The sequence below is a fragment of the Ciceribacter ferrooxidans genome, assembly GCF_004137355.1.
Classification (GTDB): domain Bacteria; phylum Pseudomonadota; class Alphaproteobacteria; order Rhizobiales; family Rhizobiaceae; genus Allorhizobium; species Allorhizobium ferrooxidans.
The window spans coordinates 498,384-513,527 of record NZ_SDVB01000253.1; the positions used below are offsets into that span (position 1 = coordinate 498,384).

The following is a 15,144-nucleotide window of genomic DNA, read 5'->3' on the forward strand; positions in this document are numbered from 1 at the left end:
ATATGAATTGCCGAAGGCAGCATGCACTGGCGAAGCAGGCATGCGGGTGAGGCATGGTCAAAATAGACATGATTTTTGAATCCGCCGGCTCATCTTGCTGGCGGTACCGACATCACGAGAGCGCCGTAAACTCTCGCCAGAGGGGCCCGGCACCAGAGGTTCGGTCGCGGCGGCCGGCAAACCGGGGCCGCGGGACCACGCTGTTTTTCCCTGAACGTCCGAAGATCGTCAAGAGGCGACGCAGCTTCAGCGCAGTCACACCAAATGTAGGTGCTGTCGCAGCGCCCGCCAATGGCGCAAGAGCATTGAGCCTGCGGCATTTTCGGCATGCCCGCGGAAACGCGGCCGATGCAAGGCAATGTTGAGATCGAAACAAGGAAAACTGGTGCTGCTAGAGAGATTTGAACTCTCGGCCTCTCCCTTACCAAGGCTAGGCACCAGCTTTCGCAACGCTATGAATTACATATATTTCCAGCGTCAGAATTGGTGGCGTGCACGTGTTTTGCACTATTCTCCAAGTCTGCGCTTTGTCTCCTTATCGATCTGCGGATAGTCCTTGAAAAGGTCGATACCCTTCTCCGGATCATAGCCAAGATCCTTTTGAGCCTGTTTAAAGGCCCGCTCTTTAATCTCGTCCTGCCCAAGCTTGTAGAAACTCAGCATCAGGCCGGCGTCCAACTTGATACCATGGTGATTGAGGGCAGCGCCAAAGGCTTCCGCAAACTCCTTGGGCTTGAACCAGTTTTTCTCTCCGAGCTGCAATACCCAGTCCCAGAGCGGACCGTCACCACGCTTCTCGGCGTAGTTTCCGTATATCTCGTAGCTGTAGCCCGCGTGGTGAACCATCCTGTTTTCATAGACCGTCCACTCGCTGTTCTTAAATACAACCTTCGTCATGCGTACTTTGCTCCGTTTTCCTTCTTCCCCCACTTCACCAGCCGCCTGGACCAGTAGGTCGGGTCTTGCCACCATTCGAGCGCGCGCCATGCCGACGGTACCGGCAGGGTGTTGATCGCCTCGATCAGCGGCTTCTGCGGCACGTGCGTGTAGTGGCGGCTCATGTCGTCCGCGGCGTGGCCGAGGATCTGGTCTTTGACGTGCGGATGGACGCCGGCGACGACCAGTTCCGTCGAGACCGTGTGGCGGGCCGTGTAGGGCGAGACGTCGGTGATGACGATACCCTGCTTTTTCAGGCGCTCGCGCGCTCCCCTGATTGCCGAGGAGAGCTGGCCACCGAATTCCTCTGTCGGCGGATACGGGTCGCCCTTGTGGGTGCGAAAGAGGATGCCGCCGCGCTTCACCAGGCTGTCGAACAGCGGTACGAGGAACTCGTGCAGGGGCACGCCGCGAGGCTCCCCCGTCTTGCTGTTCTTCAGGGTGATCCACCGCCCTTCAATGTCGACATCCTCGGCCTCGAGGGTGAAGAGCTCGATCGGGCGCATGCCGGTATAGAAGAGGGCGGTCATCAATTGAGCCGGAGCCGGGGACATGGCCCCGACGAACAGTGCGGCGCGATCGTAGGCGACGGGTCGTGTGCCCGCGCGCTCGCGCTTGAGGATGGCGACGTTGGTACCCTTCGGCTTGCGCGGCCGGCGCCACTGCCGGGGCTCTGCCCACTGGTTGGTCACCGCATAGGACCAGACCGCAATGAACGGCGTGTAGCATTGGCGGTTGCGCGTCTCGGCCGAGGCGGTTGGAAAGAGAATGCGGGCGGCGTTGTCGAGATCGGCCTGGCCGAGATCCTTGAGAAGCTTCCCTCGGAAGTGCGCGGCGATCCCGGAAACCTTCCCGGATCGCGAAACCTTGATCAGGAAGCGGGGCGACCCGCCGGCGTCCAGATAGGCGTTGGCTGCCTCTTCGAAGGTTACGAGGGCTTTCTTGCCGTGGATGCTCTCTTCGAGCATTCTGGCTTCGGCCTTGATGCGGATTTCCTCTGCGACTTTCTGGTCGCGTGTGCCAGTAGATTCGAAAAGGCTTTGTCCGCGGACCGTGCCGCGGATGTACCAGTAGTCCGATCCTTTTCGGCGGGTGAGCTTGAGGGGCATCTCAACACGTTCCAGATTGCGAGTATGTCGCTATCGCTGAAGAGCAGATCGCGGCCGACGATGCTACACAAACCTTCGCGGCGCGCAACCTTGGCGATGGCCTTCGTCGAGGCCCTCAGCTGGTCCGCCGCTTCCGCGAGGGTGTGAACATTCCCGATCGGTCCGGTTGACGCAGTCATCGGCCCCCTCCCTGCACCTCGATATTCAGGAGATGGGCGGCGAGGACGGCGCCGGCCGGGCAGGGTGTGGCCGCGATGATCCGGCCGTTCGATGTCTCGAAGACGGCGGAGCAGACGAAGGTCACGCGGGCATGCCGGCTCGCGATATCGATATCCATCTCAACCTCCACGCCGCCGCAGCACGGGCAGCGGCCGAGGTCGCGAAGCTTGGCGACATAAGCGTCAGTCACGGTCGAGGCCCTCCGATTTGCGGGAACCGGCGCGCTGGCGGACGACCAGCGCGATCCCTCCGGCAATGGTGACGATGAAGACGACGGCGAGGAGCGGGGAGGTCATAGCTTTCGCCCGGTCGCTGTGAAGACTTCGTCAATGTCTTCGATCGCCAAGTACCCGACACTACTGGCCTTTGCATGCAGCGCCGCCTGCAGGCGCTCGTTTTCGGCGGCGAGGTCGGAAGTCATTGTTGCTAACGAAACGACTTCGAAACGGCCATCGCTGAACTCGTACTCAGGACGAACCCAATAGGCGCCGTCTTGTAGCGATCGATAGATGGTTACCTTTTCGTTGTCCAAGTCGCCATCGACTTGCAGGCGACCACGGGCGATGACCTCGTACGTCGTGCCACGCTTCTTGTGCCGCACAACCTCCCGTTCCCCCACCGGCATGGCCGCAAGGGCGGTGGCGAGGGCAGTACGGATTGTTTCGTCGGGGATGCCAGGGCGCGAACGAGAGAGAACGCTATCGGCGCGGTCAACCATCTCATCAGTCACCATCTGACACGGGACAGCAGAAAGCGCTGCGACGAGGATGCGCTCCACCTGCATCTTGTTCAGACCCAACGCCGCCTTCCAGCCTGCATCGATCATTTCTAATGTCGGTCTCATGGTGTCACCTTTCGCAGGTTCTTCTCGCTGTCGACGAAGGCGCGGGCGGCGCGGAGGTGACCGACCGTGACGACCGGCTTCCATGTTTCTTCACCCGGGAAGCCGGTAGCATTGAACAAGAACGGATGATCGTCAGGGATGCGCAAGAACCCGTCCGGCAAACCGTCTGCCGTCGTAACCGATGCGAACGGCTCCATCAGCTTCACTGCTTCGGCGAGACGGGCTTCAGCGGCGATGGCGCGGGCGTGGAGGGCTAGCTTCTCGTCTGGACCTGCCTTGGTGGGGCGCTGGCCAAACTTACCTTTGCCCGTCTCGCTGGCGATATCCGCCATCCTGAGATCGGCGTAGAGGCGCATGGCGGTAGCGATATGCAGCGTATCCCGATGCCCGCTCGGCGCGATCTTCAGCGCGGAGAGGATGAGGTGATCGGCGACAAGCAGCCTGAGCTGATCGAGAGCGTATCTGAGGTTTCTCATGGCGCCACCTTCCGCAGGTTCTTCTCGCTGTAGATATGGCAGAAGGAGCCGCCGCCTTCGGCCTGGTGCTCGACGACGAATCGGATTGCGCCGTTCTTCATGGCGAAGACGGCGCGGACCTCGCCTCTGGCCGTGTAATCGCCGGTGTGCTTCTCGACCTGCTCGCAGATGGAGAATGTGGGCGGGATGCCATCATGCATGGCGGTCAGCATCTCGTCGAAGGCCTGCTGCCTGCCGCGCTCGAAGGCGCGATCGGTTTCCAGCCGGAGGCGCCGTGTCGTGTAGCGCGGCTTTTCCTCGTCTCCGAACCAGGCGACGAGGGCGGCAGTGAGCGCCTCGGAAATAACCCGGCGCGCGATCTCTGCGACCATTCTGGCATGCCCAAGGCGATAGTCCGGATCGGACCGCTTCCAGACAGTATGACATCCCGGCTCTCTTCTCTGATCGAGAATGTAGAATGCCGTGCCGTCGTAGAAGCCCTGAAGCGCCCACTCGGCCGCCTCCCTTGCGGTGGCAAAGGCCACGACCATCTCGTCGGTGCCTTCGAACTGCACGTTCGTTGCATTCGTCATCTCCGCCGCCTACCGTTCATCGCCAGACCCGCGGAGCGCGTCGCGCTGCGACCGGTCGTGCAGTTTCCTGAGGTTGGTGAGCGCGACTGCGGAGAGGTTTATGCCGAGTTCGTTGCAGGCGGCCGAGAGATACCAGAGGACATCGCCGACCTCCTTGATCAGCAGTTCCCGGCGTTCCGGTTCGAGATGGACGCGATCGGCGAAGGCCATAAGCCCGTCGTCGCGCATCGCCTTGCCGACGTGCTCGGCGAATTCGCCGGCCTCGCCGTTCATCTTCAGCGCGACATAGGCGAGGCCGAGCGGCGTTCCCCGGCCGGGATAGATGGCGCTTTTCGTGGCGATCCACTGGTAAAGATCGAGAACGTTATCGGTAAGATCAACGGCTTCATCGAAGACGCTCACGTCTCCGCTGTCGATCTGATTGATGCTCCTGGTCATCACTCTCTCCCTCAGGTCCGCATCGGCATCAGCACGATGAGGTTTTCAACATGGTCGCCGTCGGCGCGCAGCACGGCCGGGCTGCCGGCGTCGGTCATCGACATGGTCACCGTGCCGTCGGGCAGGTGGGTGAGTGCGTCGAGCACGTACTTGCCGTTGAAGCCGATCATGATTTCGGCCTGGCCTTCGTGCGGCAGGCTCTCTTCCGAGCTGCCGGCGTCCGGATTGGCCATGGAAAGCGTCAGTTGCCCGCCCGCGAAGGAAAACTTGATCGCCCGGCCGCGATCGGTCGCGACCGTGCCGACGCGGTCGACGGCGGCGCGCAGCTGCGGCCCCTCGATCTCGACCAGCACCGGCCCCTCGGCCGGGATCACCCGCCGGTATTCGGGATAGGTCCCGTCGATCAGCTTCGAGGTGACGGTGACGCCGGGAAGCTCGAAGCGGATATTCTCCTCCGAGCCGGAGACGGAAACGACCGCCTCCTTGCCGGCGCCGGCGATGATCTTCGAAAGGAGGGAAACGGTCTTGCGCGGGATGATGACGCCGGCAAGCTCGCCATCCGCGCCCTCGGCCGTGACGAAGCGCTTGGCGAGCCGGTGGCCGTCGGTCGCGACCAGCATCACTCCGGCCTCGGTGGCATGGAAGAAGATGCCGTTCAGATAATAGCGCGTCTCCTCGGTGGAGATCGCGAAGGCGACGGCGCCGATCGCCTCCAGCAGCGCCCTGGCCGGGATGTCGCGCCGCCAGGCGATGTTGCCGGCGGGCAGCGTCGGGAAATCGCCCTCCGGCAGGACCTGGAGCGAGAAGATCGAGCGGCCGGCCCGCAGCTTCACGGCGCCCATGGCAGGGTCTGCCGCGGTGATTGCGGCATCCGCGCCGTCCGGCAGCTTGCGGGCGATCTCGCGCAGCAGGTGCGCCTGCACAGTGAACGGGCGGAAATCCGCCGCGAGCTCGGCCGGGAAGGCGAGCGAGGCCTCGATATCCATGTCGGTCATCCTGAGGATCGGCTTTCCATCGCCGCCGCGCTCGAACAGCACGTTCTGCAGGATCGGGATGGTGCTGCGGCGCTCGACGATATCGGCGACGAAGGCGAGGGCACTGGTGAGCGCGGTCTTGCTGACGGTCAGCATGGGGATATCTCCAGATTTTTGCGCCAGTCGAAGAGGCCGAGCGCGCCTTTGACAGAGATGAAGGGAACTGCCCGCGGATTGGCGAGCACGAAGCCGTAAGGACCGAAGAACCAAGGGCTCGGGTGGTGGGTCACCACGTCGACGAGATCGGCAACGCCGATGATGCCGCCGCGCCGGATAGCATCGAAGGCAGGGATATCTTTGATGCCGAGCGACCATACGAACTGTCTGGTTTCGGCATATTCGGCCATCGTCATGCCTTTGGCAGCATGGATGCAGATCGGGCCGCGCAGGTTCGTCGACCACGAGCGGTTCTCGACTGGTTTCCCGGCGTGCAGGATTGCCCATGCCCATGGCTGGCGGATGGAAAGGGCGAGCTTTGGAAGGTCGTCCATCGCTATGCGGCTCCTCTGATGCCGAGCAGGCGGGCGATCGCCATGCGCCCGGCGCTGGTCGGTTTGATGTTCGGAAGTTTTCCGTTGATCAGGCCCTTGTCGCGCAGGGCCTCGACGACCTTCGTGGTGAAGCGGCGGTCGCCGATGACGACGTAGCCCGCCCGCCGGGACTGGTGCCGGTAGCGACCGATTCCGGTGAGCGCCGCCTGCTCGGTGAGCGTGAGGTGCTTTTCAGGGTCGATGACGGCCGGGTTTTCGGCGAGCGGGATCATGGCTCTTTCTCCCGTCAGCCCGTCACGCCGCCGGCCATTTCCGGCTTGCCGCAGTAGGCGGGCAGTTCGGTCGCGGTCGAGGCGGTCAGCAGATCCCGCTCGATCTGCTGGGTGACGTAGACATCCGGCCGATAGAGCTTGAAGGTCCAGACCACGCTGCCCGCCGACACGCGGTAGCGCAGGCGCACCGGGATGCGCGTCGTCTCGCCCATGAAGAAGGGCGGGATGGACAGGATGAAGAGGCCAGGCACGGAAATCTTGTTGCCCGCCGCGTCCTTGTGCTCCTCGTCCCAGGTGATCTCGCCTTCGCCGCTCTGCAGAACGACATTGTTCTTCACCCGGCTCGAGACATTCACCTGAAGTCCGCGCGAGAGCGCGACCATCTGGTTCGGCCAGGCCACCTTGAGGCCGAAGCGCTCCTTGAAGTCTTCATCTTCGGCGGTATCCGGCGAGGAGAGGTCGGGCAGGTGGTTTTCGATCCACTCGGCAAATTCGGACTGATTCATCGTCACGCCGTCCTGCGCGATCCATGCCTTCCATTCTTCCGAGAGCGGGAAGGCGTAGTGGATGCGGTGCTTGCCGTTGTCGGCGCGCGCCTTGTCTTCGAGGTCGTGATAGTCGATCACGGCGGTGAGCGAGGGCTTGCGCCAGTCGGTGTCGGCGAAGATCACGCTATTCCCCGTCTTGTGGCGGTCGACGAGGTCGATGAAGCTCTGCAGCGTCTGCACGTTTGCAGTGCCGCTCTTGCGGACGGGGTGCGTCCGGTATTCCTCGATCAGCGCCTTGACGCTGACCGCCTTGCCGGTCTTGCGGTCGATGAGGATAGGGAGTTCTTTCGGGAGGCCAAGGTCGGCTATCCCCTCGATATCGACCCTTGCCAGCGTCGTGCCGGCATCGTCGATGATCTTGCGCAGCGCTTCGATGTCGACCGCCGGCGCGAGCTGCGCGACTGTCGCTTCGAGTGTGGTTTCGTCCGTCTTCATGCTTCTCTTCCTTTTTCGGCTTGGGGAGGGGCTTACTGGCGGTGGGCCTCGATCGCCCGGGGCCCGCCGAACATGTCGTGCTGGGCGGGGTGCTCGGTCGAAAGCGCGCCGTCCTCGGTCGTCCAGAAGACGTCCATGCGGCGCGGTTCCTTCGGCAGGGTCGAGGCGATGTCGTTGGTGATCTGCACCATCATGTTCTCGACCGAGAACTTCATCTTGAGGGTCAGCGACCCGGAGAACTTCTTCTTCGGATTGTCTTCCGACAGGTGGTGCAGCTTGCCGATCACCTTGGCGATCTCGACATTGAGATCGGATTTCAGGTCGCCGTGCTCGAGCACGGCAATCAGGGTATCGGCATCGCGGATCAGTTTCATGCTCACAGGCGTGCTCCTTGGCTGGTTTCAGGTCTGGGTGGCTTGCGCGAGCGACAGGGATATTCGACCCTTGATCCAAGGGCTGTCGTCGCCTGTCCGGTTGCGGCAGTATTCGCGGAACCCAGGTGCGGCGAGGTTTTCCTTCTGTGTCCCCCATTTCAGGTTCGACGGTCGGTTGTTGGCGGAGTTCTCGTCGCCATGGATGCAGATGCTATCGGCGTGCGGGCGCGGGCCGTGGAAGCCTTCGCAGACAAGTTGATGAACTTTGTAGGTCTTGCCTTTGTAGACGACGATGAAGCGCGCATCTTCCTTGCTCCAGACGCCGAAATGAGGCTCCCCGCCATATTGGCGAACACCACCATTCGGCATCGACGCCATGTATGGGGCAACCATGACCCGGCCTTCACTGGACACGAGTAACTGCGGGGCCGACGGTACGATTTTCCATATCTCGCCAATCATCCGCGCCACTCCGGAGCGAATGGAATGTCGTCGTCGAGATCGCTGGAGAAGCTCGGGCCGGTCGCGCCGCCGGAAGGAGTGCGACTGCTTTCGCGCCCATAGTCCTCGGGGCTGCCGGCCGGCGGCGGGCGGTTGCCGCCGCCAGGCGAGCCGAGCAGCGTCAGGTTGCAGTGGAAGCCGTTCAGCACGACCTCGGTCGTGTAGCGGTCCTGGCCGCTCTGGTCCTGCCACTTGCGGGTCTGGAGCTGGCCTTCGAGATAGACCGCCGAACCCTTCTTCAGGTATTGCTCGGCGACCTTGGCCAGCCCCTCGACGAAGATGACGACCGAGTGCCACTCGGTCCGTTCCTTGCGGTCGCCGGTCACCTTGTCGCGCCACGTCTCGGAGGTGGCGACGCGCAGGTTCGCGATCGGCCGGCCGTCCTGGGTGCGGCGGATTTCCGGGTCGGCGCCGAGATGGCCGATCAGGATGACCTTGTTCACACTTCCCGCCATCAGCGTGCCTCCGTCTTGAAACCGGCGCAGTGGTTCACGGCGGTGATGATGAGACGGCGGGTGGCGTCGGCGTCGGCGTCTTCCCGCTCGCTGTTGACGTCGACGGTGAAGACGTGGTTGCCGCCGGCGTCGAGCACCGAGCCCATGTCGTCCGGATCGGGTGCTAACGGCAGCCTGTAGCCGCGCTCGCGCAGCTCGTTTGCATAGAGATCCGGCGAGACCAGATCGAAGAAACTACGCTCAGTCATGATCGGCTTCCTTCCGGATCGCGCGAGTGCGCTTGTTCCAGGCGCGGATCGCGGCGCGGCCGCCGGGCTCGTCCTCGTCGCCGTCATTGTCTTCAGGATATTGGGTCGGTCCCTTCGCGCTGCACGCGTTGCAGAAGACGTAGGCGGATGAGAAATCGCGGCGCTCGACGAAAGCGTCCGACTGGCCGCAGAATGGGCAGGGTTTGAGCTTCGGGAGACGCCTAGCCATGGGACACCCCCGAAGCCAAGCGGACACGTGACGCGGCAATGAACCGGCCGAAGGTGAGTTCCGACCAGCTGTCGCTCACCTCCAGCCATTTGCGGTACTTGGCGTTTGCGAAGGACGTTGCGGCGATCGTTTCGGCCGCGCCTTCAAAGGTCACTTCGAAAAGTCGCCACGGGTCGCGTATGGATTTCAGGTGATCCGCCAGCTCTCGGCGACCATCCTCGGTGACTTCGAAACAGGTCAGCGATCCACCGTTCGTTCCGGCCTCGCGCCAGAATGGCGATGCTGCCATGGCACGGCCTTCGTCGCAGTCGGAATCGATGAAGTACCGGTTGCGATAGGTTTCCTGCAGCGGGAAGATCGGACGGCCAAGTGCGTGGTCTATGGCGTCCATCATGCCGTCTTCGAGAAAGCGGTTGATGGAGGGATTAGCCATGGGAGACGTCCTCCTCTTCCGCTTCTTCCCAGTCGCAGCCGGTGACGAAATTGGCGTCGGCGAAATCCAGCGTGTCGAGCACGTGGAAGAGGGCGAGCGCGAGGCTCAGCGTCGTCTGCGGACCGGTGATCGCGCGCGGGTCGCCGGAGAGAACGGAGCGAGCGAGGCCGCGGGCGCCGTCGATGTCGATCGGGCCGCAGACCTGCAGGCCGGCCGCATCGACCAGCACCGGAGAGCCGGAGCGGAACTCCGCGATGAGCGCGTTATACTGCTTGTCGATGCCGACCTGCATGGAGCCGGCGTGTTTCGTGACCGCGATGCGGTGGCCGTTTTCGAACGGCGCGTGGGTGCCGGTGATTTCGATATGGGTGGTCATTTTCCCTTCCCTTCGCGGAATTCGGTCAGCGACACGTGGGCGGCGTGCACGGCGCTCGCCTCCATCCGCCGCTCGTAGCCGAGCAGGCGGTCGAACATGGCGATGAAGGCCTCCTCGGCCTTCATCGCCCCCCATGGGCGGATGGCGCCGGTGAGTTTTGGAGTGGGGGATTTCAGCGCCGGCAGCTTCGCCTTCACCCATGCGGCGCCGTTGCTGCCGAAGAGCGCCACCGCCTCGGCATACAGCATCCGCTCGTCCATGGCGGCGACGGTGGTGCGCATCCGCTTCGACCAGGCGGCAGGTGCCGGCAGGCCGGCGGCGGTGTAGATCGCCCAGTCCCAGCCGTCGCGGATGGCGCGATGCACCCGGTCGTAGGCCGCCGCCGCTTCTTCTCCGCCAGCCATGCGGATCGCCGTGCGTTCGAGGCTCTGCACCGGGCGCGTCTTGTCGCCGACGAAGGACTCGTGGCCATCGTGGAGAAGGAAGAGCGCGGCGAGCAGCTCGTCGCCGCCCTCGTTGAGGATCGCCTGTGCGCCCATGGCGCAATGCTGGGCGACCGAGTAGCCGCCGTGCGGGGTGCCGTTGAAGCGGGCGATGCGCGAGAGCCGCGCGGCCATGATGGAGAAGGAGACCTCCTCGGCCATCGGGGCGGCGAGGTCCATCAGGCTGCCGTCGGCGCGGAAGCTGTCGATGCGGGTGCGGCAGAGGCGAACCGTCATTCGGCGCTCCATGCCTGCAGCTGCGGGGCAGGGCGCACCGCCAGCCGGTTCACCGAAGCGAGCAGAGTGAAGCTGCCGGCGGCGAAGCAGAGGCCGGTCACTGCGGCGACGAGCATCATGTGGGAAAGCGAAACGGGCGCCGACCGCCGGGGAGGCTCGGCGATCGGCGCCGGCACGCGCGCGCCGAAGGGGGTGAAGTGATCGCCCCCTTGATCTTGCACGCGCTGCGCGCAAGGATGAACCCTTTCGGGGGCATCGTGCAGTGAGGGGGAAGTCCATGACGGACGAAGAGAGAAACGAGAAAGACAGGCTCGCGCAGGAACTGATCGAGGAGCTGCTTGGCCAGCAGTTTGCGGCGGAAGCTCTACTGACGCAATTGATCTGGAAATGGGCGCTTGGTCAGTCTCACCCTCCGACGGAGCTTGCAGCATTCTTCCGACCCGTCGAGGAGCAGATGCAAGCTCTAGAGCGAGCACATCCAACTCGGCGGATGAAAGCGGCGCGAGCGCGCACGCGAGAGATCGCCGAAGAGCTCGGGCGGCTTCTTCATCACGAAGCCTTGCGCCGAACAGGCGGGCAAGGTCAGGTCCAGTAGGCGTCGGGTGCATTTGCCTCTGCTCTCCGTTCTGTCCGGAAAGCCGCCGCGACCGGGGTTCGTCGCGGCGGCTCCTGGGTAGGTCATCCCGATTGGGTGCGGGACAGAGGAAGTGAAAGCATATCTTTCATTATTCCGCAAGAGGAAAGATATGCTTTCACTCTTGATAATGTTTAGGAGAACCGGAAATGGCCACACTGCTCGCACTGATTGCTGCGGCGTTTATTCTCAACGGCACGATGACATCGCTGGTAGCGGAGAGCGCGCTGCACCAGCTGCTGGCCGCAACCTACATCGTCGGCGGGTTCATCATGATGACCCTAGCCTTGGTCGCAGGGAGGGTCGCCAGGGTCGTTGAGGTGCTCGCCAAGGCGGCGCCGCACGCGCCTGAAACGGTGCAAGCGGATGAGCCTCAGACGATGACTATACCCGCCCGCCGCGCAAAGGCTCCCGACGATTCTGCTGCGAATAGTGGGGAGGGGCAGCAAATCAGGCATATGCTGATTTGTCGGAACTGCGGCCGCGAGAACCCTCCGACCTCGAAGCTTTGCTTTTGCGGCATGCCTCTCAATTCATAGGGGCGAGGTTGGCGGCGCTGAAACGCCCACCGCTCTACTTCCTCGCAATATGCCCGCAGACGCGACCGATGACCGTGAGTTTGGCCAATTCGACGGTAAATGTTTCCAAAGCCGGGTTGTCGGAGATGATGCGCACGAGTGCCGGTTCTGAGAACGGCACGCGTTGGAGGCGCTTGATCTGCGGTTCCGAATAGCCGTCGCTGATCGCATAGACCGTGTCCGTTACGAAATGGTTCTGTGACAAGTCGATCAGCACGCGGTCGCCGGGCAGGTAGGTCGGGGTCATCGAGTCTCCGACAACCTCCATGACGATCGTATGGTTCGGTGATGCCTTGATTTCTGTTCGCAGGTACGCCGATGGGAACACCCACTCTGCCACAATTCTGTGGCCCGATACCGTCCCGTTGGAAACCGGCAGGGAGATGATCTCGCCGACGGCCCCCTGGCCCGCGCCAAGCTTGCTATCGAGTTCCGGAAGTGCACCCTCCAAACCTGGCCTCCACTGCTCCCGGCTATAGCTCGGAATGTGGTCGATTTCGTCGGCTGCGGCGTCGGGGTCAAAGGAGGAGATGAGTGCCGGTTTGCTCGCTGAAAGCATGCTGCCGCGGTTATAGGCGAGCCAATCCAGACTGACGCCGGAAACCTTGCATATGGCTGCCATGCTGTCGATGCCGACTTCCTTGCCCAGTTCCCAATTGCCGACGGCGCCTCGGGTCACTCCTTTGGCTTCCTTGCTCAGAAGCTGAGCAAATTTCTCCTGTGACGACAGCTTGAGAACCTCGGTTCTGACGCGTCGTATTCGTTCGCCGCGTTCGGCGTCAATCTTTCTGGAAGAGGTCATTGTGGCACTATGCAACATGAAAGGCGACCTTTCATCGAAAGAGGTGCTTGCATAAGAACGAAAGATATGCTTTCAATTCACGCATGAACGAGGCATGTGAACGAGCAAAGCAGCAGGCTGGCGGCCCAAGCGCTCTCGCGAAAGCGATCGGTGGCGTTACGTCGCAAGCCGTCTCTCAGTGGCAACGGGTCCCCGCAAATCGGGTTCTCGATGTCGAGCGCGTTAGCGGCGTTTCCAGGCACGAGCTTCGCCCGGATATCTACGGGCCAGTGGGCCAGGAGGCTGCCGAATGAGCCGATCATACCGACACATGCTGGACGCGTGCGCCCCTTATGTGATGGCGGCGCCATCACTTGATATCCCGCGCGATCGTGGCATTGCGAAACAAGGCATGAAGCGACTGGCTCGCCCATTCATGGCTGCGCATGGCTTCTTCCGGCATCTTTCCGTCGGCTATCTTCGACGCCTCGGCGTGGAGAAGCACCGCGTCCGCCCGGCGTTCGAGATCGGCAAGGGACACGCGTTCCGAAAGGAGCGTTTGCAACATGGTTTCGAGGGCCTGGATGCGGCCGGCCAGCCGGGCACTCAGCTCAATGAAGGCTTCAACCGGCACGTAACCGTCTTCGTCTTCCGGGTTTGGCGTTTCGCTGTTCATTTTAACATGTCCTTTCGTCGTGTTTCCAAGGAGGCTGCCGAATGAGCCGATCAACCCTGCTGGGCATCCCCGCCAAGATGATGGAGCGCGTGCGTTTCGGTCTGGTCGGCTATTTTGAGTGCGAGCTTCGCATATTCGGCTTCGCCAAACGCTTTCGGATTGGTCAGCCGCTGCGAAAACCGCTCCCGGATCGCTACGAAAAACTGCGTACGGAAGGCGGGAGGCTCTTCGAACTGGATGCTGTAGGCGCCGAGAAGCTCGATCAGCATCGTTTCGAGGACCGTGCAGCGCACGAAGGTATCGTTGATCAGGTCTTTGTCGTCCCGGGTGAATGGCAAGGCCGAGGTCATAAAGGCGTCTCCAGTGCGGAACTTTTCGCAGCCTATCATCAAATGGCCATGACTCCATCGGACAGGCCTGCGTTGGTCTCGAAAACATGCTGCGGTCCCCCGTAGTTATCTGTCCCGCCCTTAAGCGGCGGGCTTCGCCCTTGCTGGCGGGCCCCTGTTGATGGGCTGACCCTACGCGCGGATGCCCGCGCCTTCACCGAATGATTTTCGATCTTTCATTCCTTGATTTTCAGGGAGGGTTTCGTGCGTGCAATTACCCACCACATCGCCACGGCGCTGAAGGACGCGACACGGCGTTCGATCAAGGCAGCCGGCGGGCCGGAAAGCTTCCAGCACGTCACACGTGTGCGGCAGGGGCGGCTTTCCTGCTACGGGCTGACCGGTGAGGACTACGAGGCGGATTTCATTCCGCTCGATGTCGCGCTCGAAGCCGATCTCGAGGCCGGCTCCCCGATCATCACCAGCGAACTCGCCCGCCTGCTCGGCTACCGGCTGGTGCCGGCCGAGGCGGAACCGAGAGTGTCAAGCCTCACCCACCGCGATGTCAGCCGGCTTTCGCTGGAGTTCGATGACGTGCGCCGCGCCGCCGCGGAGGCGCTCGAAGACGACCATGTCGACCATGGCGAACGCCGCGCGATCCGCCGGCAGGTCGACGAGCTGAAGAAGGCGCTCGCGGAATTCGAGGGAAAGCTGGGGGAGGGCGCATGAAGGCCCGTCCGGACCTGCACTTCGTCGAGGGTCTCGGCCTTGCCGAGATCGACAGCGCCGCGCCGATCGTCGTCGGCCGCGGCCACCCGACGGACCTTGCCGCACAGATCACCATCGAGCGCGGCGGCGACTGGCGCCGCCAAAACGGTCTGACGGTGCGGACCGCGAGCGAGGCCTGGCCGAAGGGAGCGGACAAATGAACTCGGTGACCGTCCGGCTCCAGTCCCGTGCGCTGGTCGAGGCCGCAAGGCAGCATGCGGAGCGTCTCGGCTGCTCGCCGCAGAAGCTGTGCCACGCGATCGTGGCGATCGCGCTGCGGTCCGACCTCGTCGATAGCATTCTCGACGGCGACGCGCCGGACGACATCTGTGGGCGAGGGGTCAACCCCTGTGCATGGCCGATGGGGACGAGCCAAAAGCGGGTGCTCGACCTCATAGCCTCCGGAGCGAACGAAGAGGGCAATTTCTGCGGCTCCTACGATGAGATCGGCGCCGCCACCGGCATGACCAGCAAGGGCGAGGTCGCGACCGTTCTGCGCAAGCTTCGCAGGCGCGGCGAGATCGAGCAGGTGCGCAAGGGCACCAACGGCAAGCCATCGATTTGGCGGATCAGGAGCGCCGGGGAATGAACGCGCCCGACTACCACGGGCGCGAAGCAGCGCCGACGGATCTCGAACCGAGAGTTTTCCTCGGTGGGCGGGTGACGCTC

The 15,144-nt window shown here is 63.0% G+C and carries 29 protein-coding genes; 6 read left to right on the forward strand and 23 right to left on the reverse strand.

Annotated features, from left to right (window positions below; all coding sequences use genetic code 11):
• Nucleotides 1-507: 507 nt before the first annotated feature.
• The 20 genes from EUU22_RS18865 to EUU22_RS18960 form a co-directional block, all read right to left on the reverse strand.
• Nucleotides 508-897, reverse strand: coding sequence for a hypothetical protein (locus EUU22_RS18865; protein ID WP_129333519.1), 390 nt, complete (start codon nt 895-897; stop codon nt 508-510).
• On the reverse strand, nt 894-2,045 hold the full coding sequence (locus EUU22_RS18870; RefSeq protein WP_129333520.1) for a tyrosine-type recombinase/integrase: 1,152 nt from the start codon (nt 2,043-2,045) through the stop codon (nt 894-896). Before EUU22_RS18870 ends, EUU22_RS18865 begins: the two co-directional genes overlap by 4 nt.
• Before the next feature lie 175 nt (nt 2,046-2,220).
• On the reverse strand, nt 2,221-2,454 hold the full coding sequence (locus EUU22_RS18875) for a hypothetical protein (protein WP_129333521.1): 234 nt from the start codon (nt 2,452-2,454) through the stop codon (nt 2,221-2,223).
• Between the two features lie 102 nt (nt 2,455-2,556).
• Complete coding sequence (locus EUU22_RS25635; RefSeq protein WP_205687917.1) at nt 2,557-3,090, reverse strand: hypothetical protein; 534 nt, start codon at nt 3,088-3,090, stop codon at nt 2,557-2,559.
• Nucleotides 3,091-3,104: 14 nt separating this feature from the next.
• Nucleotides 3,105-3,584: a hypothetical protein gene (locus tag EUU22_RS18885; protein WP_129333522.1), complete on the reverse strand. Its 480-nt coding sequence runs from the start codon at nt 3,582-3,584 to the stop codon at nt 3,105-3,107.
• Entirely contained in the window at nt 3,581-4,156 is a 576-nt protein-coding gene (locus EUU22_RS18890) for a hypothetical protein (RefSeq protein WP_129333523.1), read from the reverse strand. Before EUU22_RS18890 ends, EUU22_RS18885 begins: the two co-directional genes overlap by 4 nt.
• Before the next feature lie 9 nt (nt 4,157-4,165).
• Complete coding sequence (locus EUU22_RS18895; RefSeq protein ID WP_129333524.1) at nt 4,166-4,594, reverse strand: nucleoside triphosphate pyrophosphohydrolase family protein; 429 nt, start codon at nt 4,592-4,594, stop codon at nt 4,166-4,168.
• 11 nt (nt 4,595-4,605) lie between these two features.
• Nucleotides 4,606-5,724: a DNA polymerase III subunit beta gene (gene dnaN / locus EUU22_RS18900; RefSeq protein WP_129333525.1), complete on the reverse strand. Its 1,119-nt coding sequence runs from the start codon at nt 5,722-5,724 to the stop codon at nt 4,606-4,608.
• A complete protein-coding gene (locus EUU22_RS18905) occupies nt 5,718-6,119 on the reverse strand; it encodes an ASCH domain-containing protein (protein ID WP_129333526.1) in 402 nt (133 codons plus the stop codon). Before EUU22_RS18905 ends, dnaN begins: the two co-directional genes overlap by 7 nt.
• Before the next feature lie 2 nt (nt 6,120-6,121).
• Nucleotides 6,122-6,391, reverse strand: coding sequence for a hypothetical protein (locus EUU22_RS18910; RefSeq protein WP_129333527.1), 270 nt, complete (start codon nt 6,389-6,391; stop codon nt 6,122-6,124).
• 14 nt (nt 6,392-6,405) lie between these two features.
• Entirely contained in the window at nt 6,406-7,374 is a 969-nt protein-coding gene (locus tag EUU22_RS18915) for a DUF2303 family protein (RefSeq protein WP_129333528.1), read from the reverse strand.
• Nucleotides 7,375-7,406: 32 nt separating this feature from the next.
• Complete coding sequence (locus tag EUU22_RS18920; RefSeq protein WP_129333761.1) at nt 7,407-7,748, reverse strand: YfdP family phage-associated protein; 342 nt, start codon at nt 7,746-7,748, stop codon at nt 7,407-7,409.
• A 27-nt stretch (nt 7,749-7,775) separates the two neighbouring features.
• Nucleotides 7,776-8,210 carry an HNH endonuclease signature motif containing protein gene (locus EUU22_RS18925; protein WP_129333529.1) on the reverse strand — a complete coding sequence of 145 codons (435 nt, stop codon included), beginning with the start codon at nt 8,208-8,210 and terminating at the stop codon, nt 7,776-7,778.
• Entirely contained in the window at nt 8,207-8,704 is a 498-nt protein-coding gene (gene ssb / locus EUU22_RS18930; RefSeq protein ID WP_165351217.1) for a single-stranded DNA-binding protein, read from the reverse strand. The genes EUU22_RS18925 and ssb overlap by 4 nt, the downstream gene beginning before the upstream one ends.
• Nucleotides 8,704-8,952 carry a hypothetical protein gene (locus EUU22_RS18935; RefSeq protein ID WP_129333531.1) on the reverse strand — a complete coding sequence of 83 codons (249 nt, stop codon included), beginning with the start codon at nt 8,950-8,952 and terminating at the stop codon, nt 8,704-8,706. Before EUU22_RS18935 ends, ssb begins: the two co-directional genes overlap by 1 nt.
• Nucleotides 8,945-9,181, reverse strand: coding sequence for a Lar family restriction alleviation protein (locus tag EUU22_RS18940; protein WP_129333532.1), 237 nt, complete (start codon nt 9,179-9,181; stop codon nt 8,945-8,947). Before EUU22_RS18940 ends, EUU22_RS18935 begins: the two co-directional genes overlap by 8 nt.
• Nucleotides 9,174-9,614 carry a hypothetical protein gene (locus EUU22_RS18945; RefSeq protein WP_129333533.1) on the reverse strand — a complete coding sequence of 147 codons (441 nt, stop codon included), beginning with the start codon at nt 9,612-9,614 and terminating at the stop codon, nt 9,174-9,176. Before EUU22_RS18945 ends, EUU22_RS18940 begins: the two co-directional genes overlap by 8 nt.
• Nucleotides 9,607-9,990 (reverse strand): hypothetical protein, encoded by a 384-nt coding sequence (locus EUU22_RS18950; protein ID WP_129333534.1) that lies wholly within the window; start codon nt 9,988-9,990, stop codon nt 9,607-9,609. Before EUU22_RS18950 ends, EUU22_RS18945 begins: the two co-directional genes overlap by 8 nt.
• Nucleotides 9,987-10,709: a hypothetical protein gene (locus EUU22_RS18955; RefSeq protein WP_205687918.1), complete on the reverse strand. Its 723-nt coding sequence runs from the start codon at nt 10,707-10,709 to the stop codon at nt 9,987-9,989. The genes EUU22_RS18950 and EUU22_RS18955 overlap by 4 nt, the downstream gene beginning before the upstream one ends.
• Nucleotides 10,706-10,930 carry a hypothetical protein gene (locus tag EUU22_RS18960; RefSeq protein WP_129333535.1) on the reverse strand — a complete coding sequence of 75 codons (225 nt, stop codon included), beginning with the start codon at nt 10,928-10,930 and terminating at the stop codon, nt 10,706-10,708. The genes EUU22_RS18955 and EUU22_RS18960 overlap by 4 nt, the downstream gene beginning before the upstream one ends.
• A 56-nt stretch (nt 10,931-10,986) precedes the next feature.
• Between EUU22_RS18960 and EUU22_RS18965 the strand changes: the two genes are divergently transcribed.
• Complete coding sequence (locus tag EUU22_RS18965) at nt 10,987-11,304, forward strand: hypothetical protein (protein WP_129333536.1); 318 nt, start codon at nt 10,987-10,989, stop codon at nt 11,302-11,304.
• Nucleotides 11,305-11,492: 188 nt separating this feature from the next.
• On the forward strand, nt 11,493-11,882 hold the full coding sequence (locus EUU22_RS18970) for a zinc ribbon domain-containing protein (RefSeq protein ID WP_129333537.1): 390 nt from the start codon (nt 11,493-11,495) through the stop codon (nt 11,880-11,882).
• A 34-nt stretch (nt 11,883-11,916) separates the two neighbouring features.
• On the opposite strand, the gene EUU22_RS18975 is transcribed toward EUU22_RS18970, so the two are convergent.
• A complete protein-coding gene (locus tag EUU22_RS18975; protein ID WP_129333538.1) occupies nt 11,917-12,723 on the reverse strand; it encodes an XRE family transcriptional regulator in 807 nt (268 codons plus the stop codon).
• Nucleotides 12,724-12,806: 83 nt separating this feature from the next.
• Between EUU22_RS18975 and EUU22_RS18980 the strand changes: the two genes are divergently transcribed.
• Entirely contained in the window at nt 12,807-13,016 is a 210-nt protein-coding gene (locus tag EUU22_RS18980; RefSeq protein ID WP_129333539.1) for a transcriptional regulator, read from the forward strand.
• Nucleotides 13,017-13,072: 56 nt separating this feature from the next.
• On the opposite strand, the gene EUU22_RS18985 is transcribed toward EUU22_RS18980, so the two are convergent.
• Nucleotides 13,073-13,378 carry a hypothetical protein gene (locus tag EUU22_RS18985; RefSeq protein WP_129333540.1) on the reverse strand — a complete coding sequence of 102 codons (306 nt, stop codon included), beginning with the start codon at nt 13,376-13,378 and terminating at the stop codon, nt 13,073-13,075.
• A 50-nt stretch (nt 13,379-13,428) separates the two neighbouring features.
• The gene (locus EUU22_RS18990; protein WP_129333541.1) at nt 13,429-13,728 is read right to left on the reverse strand and encodes a hypothetical protein; all 300 of its coding nucleotides are present in this window, start codon (nt 13,726-13,728) and stop codon (nt 13,429-13,431) included.
• A gap of 243 nt (nt 13,729-13,971) precedes the next feature.
• Between EUU22_RS18990 and EUU22_RS18995 the strand changes: the two genes are divergently transcribed.
• The 3 genes from EUU22_RS18995 to EUU22_RS19005 are packed head-to-tail and all read left to right on the forward strand — an operon-like array spanning nt 13,972 to nt 15,064.
• Entirely contained in the window at nt 13,972-14,436 is a 465-nt protein-coding gene (locus EUU22_RS18995; protein ID WP_129333542.1) for a phage regulatory CII family protein, read from the forward strand.
• Nucleotides 14,433-14,636 (forward strand): hypothetical protein, encoded by a 204-nt coding sequence (locus EUU22_RS19000; RefSeq protein ID WP_129333543.1) that lies wholly within the window; start codon nt 14,433-14,435, stop codon nt 14,634-14,636. The genes EUU22_RS18995 and EUU22_RS19000 overlap by 4 nt, the downstream gene beginning before the upstream one ends.
• Nucleotides 14,633-15,064 carry a LexA family protein gene (locus EUU22_RS19005; protein WP_129333544.1) on the forward strand — a complete coding sequence of 144 codons (432 nt, stop codon included), beginning with the start codon at nt 14,633-14,635 and terminating at the stop codon, nt 15,062-15,064. Before EUU22_RS19000 ends, EUU22_RS19005 begins: the two co-directional genes overlap by 4 nt.
• Nucleotides 15,065-15,144 lie beyond the last annotated feature (80 nt).

Excerpts from the sequence above, each read along its gene's own strand:
- EUU22_RS18865 (WP_129333519.1), bottom strand. The coding sequence starts at position 897 with ATGACGAAGGTTGTATTTAAGAACAGCGAGTGGACGGTCTATGAAAAC.
- EUU22_RS18870 (WP_129333520.1), bottom strand. The coding sequence starts at position 2,045 with ATGCCCCTCAAGCTCACCCGCCGAAAAGGATCGGACTACTGGTACATC.
- EUU22_RS25635 (WP_205687917.1), bottom strand. The coding sequence starts at position 3,090 with ATGATCGATGCAGGCTGGAAGGCGGCGTTGGGTCTGAACAAGATGCAG.
- EUU22_RS18885 (WP_129333522.1), bottom strand. The coding sequence starts at position 3,584 with ATGAGAAACCTCAGATACGCTCTCGATCAGCTCAGGCTGCTTGTCGCC.
- EUU22_RS18890 (WP_129333523.1), bottom strand. The coding sequence starts at position 4,156 with ATGACGAATGCAACGAACGTGCAGTTCGAAGGCACCGACGAGATGGTC.
- EUU22_RS18895 (WP_129333524.1), bottom strand. The coding sequence starts at position 4,594 with ATGACCAGGAGCATCAATCAGATCGACAGCGGAGACGTGAGCGTCTTC.
- dnaN (WP_129333525.1), bottom strand. The coding sequence starts at position 5,724 with ATGCTGACCGTCAGCAAGACCGCGCTCACCAGTGCCCTCGCCTTCGTC.
- EUU22_RS18905 (WP_129333526.1), bottom strand. The coding sequence starts at position 6,119 with ATGGACGACCTTCCAAAGCTCGCCCTTTCCATCCGCCAGCCATGGGCA.
- EUU22_RS18910 (WP_129333527.1), bottom strand. The coding sequence starts at position 6,391 with ATGATCCCGCTCGCCGAAAACCCGGCCGTCATCGACCCTGAAAAGCAC.
- EUU22_RS18915 (WP_129333528.1), bottom strand. The coding sequence starts at position 7,374 with ATGAAGACGGACGAAACCACACTCGAAGCGACAGTCGCGCAGCTCGCG.
- EUU22_RS18920 (WP_129333761.1), bottom strand. The coding sequence starts at position 7,748 with ATGAAACTGATCCGCGATGCCGATACCCTGATTGCCGTGCTCGAGCAC.
- EUU22_RS18925 (WP_129333529.1), bottom strand. The coding sequence starts at position 8,210 with ATGATTGGCGAGATATGGAAAATCGTACCGTCGGCCCCGCAGTTACTC.
- ssb (WP_165351217.1), bottom strand. The coding sequence starts at position 8,704 with ATGGCGGGAAGTGTGAACAAGGTCATCCTGATCGGCCATCTCGGCGCC.
- EUU22_RS18935 (WP_129333531.1), bottom strand. The coding sequence starts at position 8,952 with ATGACTGAGCGTAGTTTCTTCGATCTGGTCTCGCCGGATCTCTATGCA.
- EUU22_RS18940 (WP_129333532.1), bottom strand. The coding sequence starts at position 9,181 with ATGGCTAGGCGTCTCCCGAAGCTCAAACCCTGCCCATTCTGCGGCCAG.
- EUU22_RS18945 (WP_129333533.1), bottom strand. The coding sequence starts at position 9,614 with ATGGCTAATCCCTCCATCAACCGCTTTCTCGAAGACGGCATGATGGAC.
- EUU22_RS18950 (WP_129333534.1), bottom strand. The coding sequence starts at position 9,990 with ATGACCACCCATATCGAAATCACCGGCACCCACGCGCCGTTCGAAAAC.
- EUU22_RS18955 (WP_205687918.1), bottom strand. The coding sequence starts at position 10,709 with ATGACGGTTCGCCTCTGCCGCACCCGCATCGACAGCTTCCGCGCCGAC.
- EUU22_RS18965 (WP_129333536.1), top strand. The coding sequence starts at position 10,987 with ATGACGGACGAAGAGAGAAACGAGAAAGACAGGCTCGCGCAGGAACTG.
- EUU22_RS18970 (WP_129333537.1), top strand. The coding sequence starts at position 11,493 with ATGGCCACACTGCTCGCACTGATTGCTGCGGCGTTTATTCTCAACGGC.
- EUU22_RS18975 (WP_129333538.1), bottom strand. The coding sequence starts at position 12,723 with ATGACCTCTTCCAGAAAGATTGACGCCGAACGCGGCGAACGAATACGA.
- EUU22_RS18980 (WP_129333539.1), top strand. The coding sequence starts at position 12,807 with ATGAACGAGGCATGTGAACGAGCAAAGCAGCAGGCTGGCGGCCCAAGC.
- EUU22_RS18985 (WP_129333540.1), bottom strand. The coding sequence starts at position 13,378 with ATGAACAGCGAAACGCCAAACCCGGAAGACGAAGACGGTTACGTGCCG.
- EUU22_RS18990 (WP_129333541.1), bottom strand. The coding sequence starts at position 13,728 with ATGACCTCGGCCTTGCCATTCACCCGGGACGACAAAGACCTGATCAAC.
- EUU22_RS19000 (WP_129333543.1), top strand. The coding sequence starts at position 14,433 with ATGAAGGCCCGTCCGGACCTGCACTTCGTCGAGGGTCTCGGCCTTGCC.
- EUU22_RS19005 (WP_129333544.1), top strand. The coding sequence starts at position 14,633 with ATGAACTCGGTGACCGTCCGGCTCCAGTCCCGTGCGCTGGTCGAGGCC.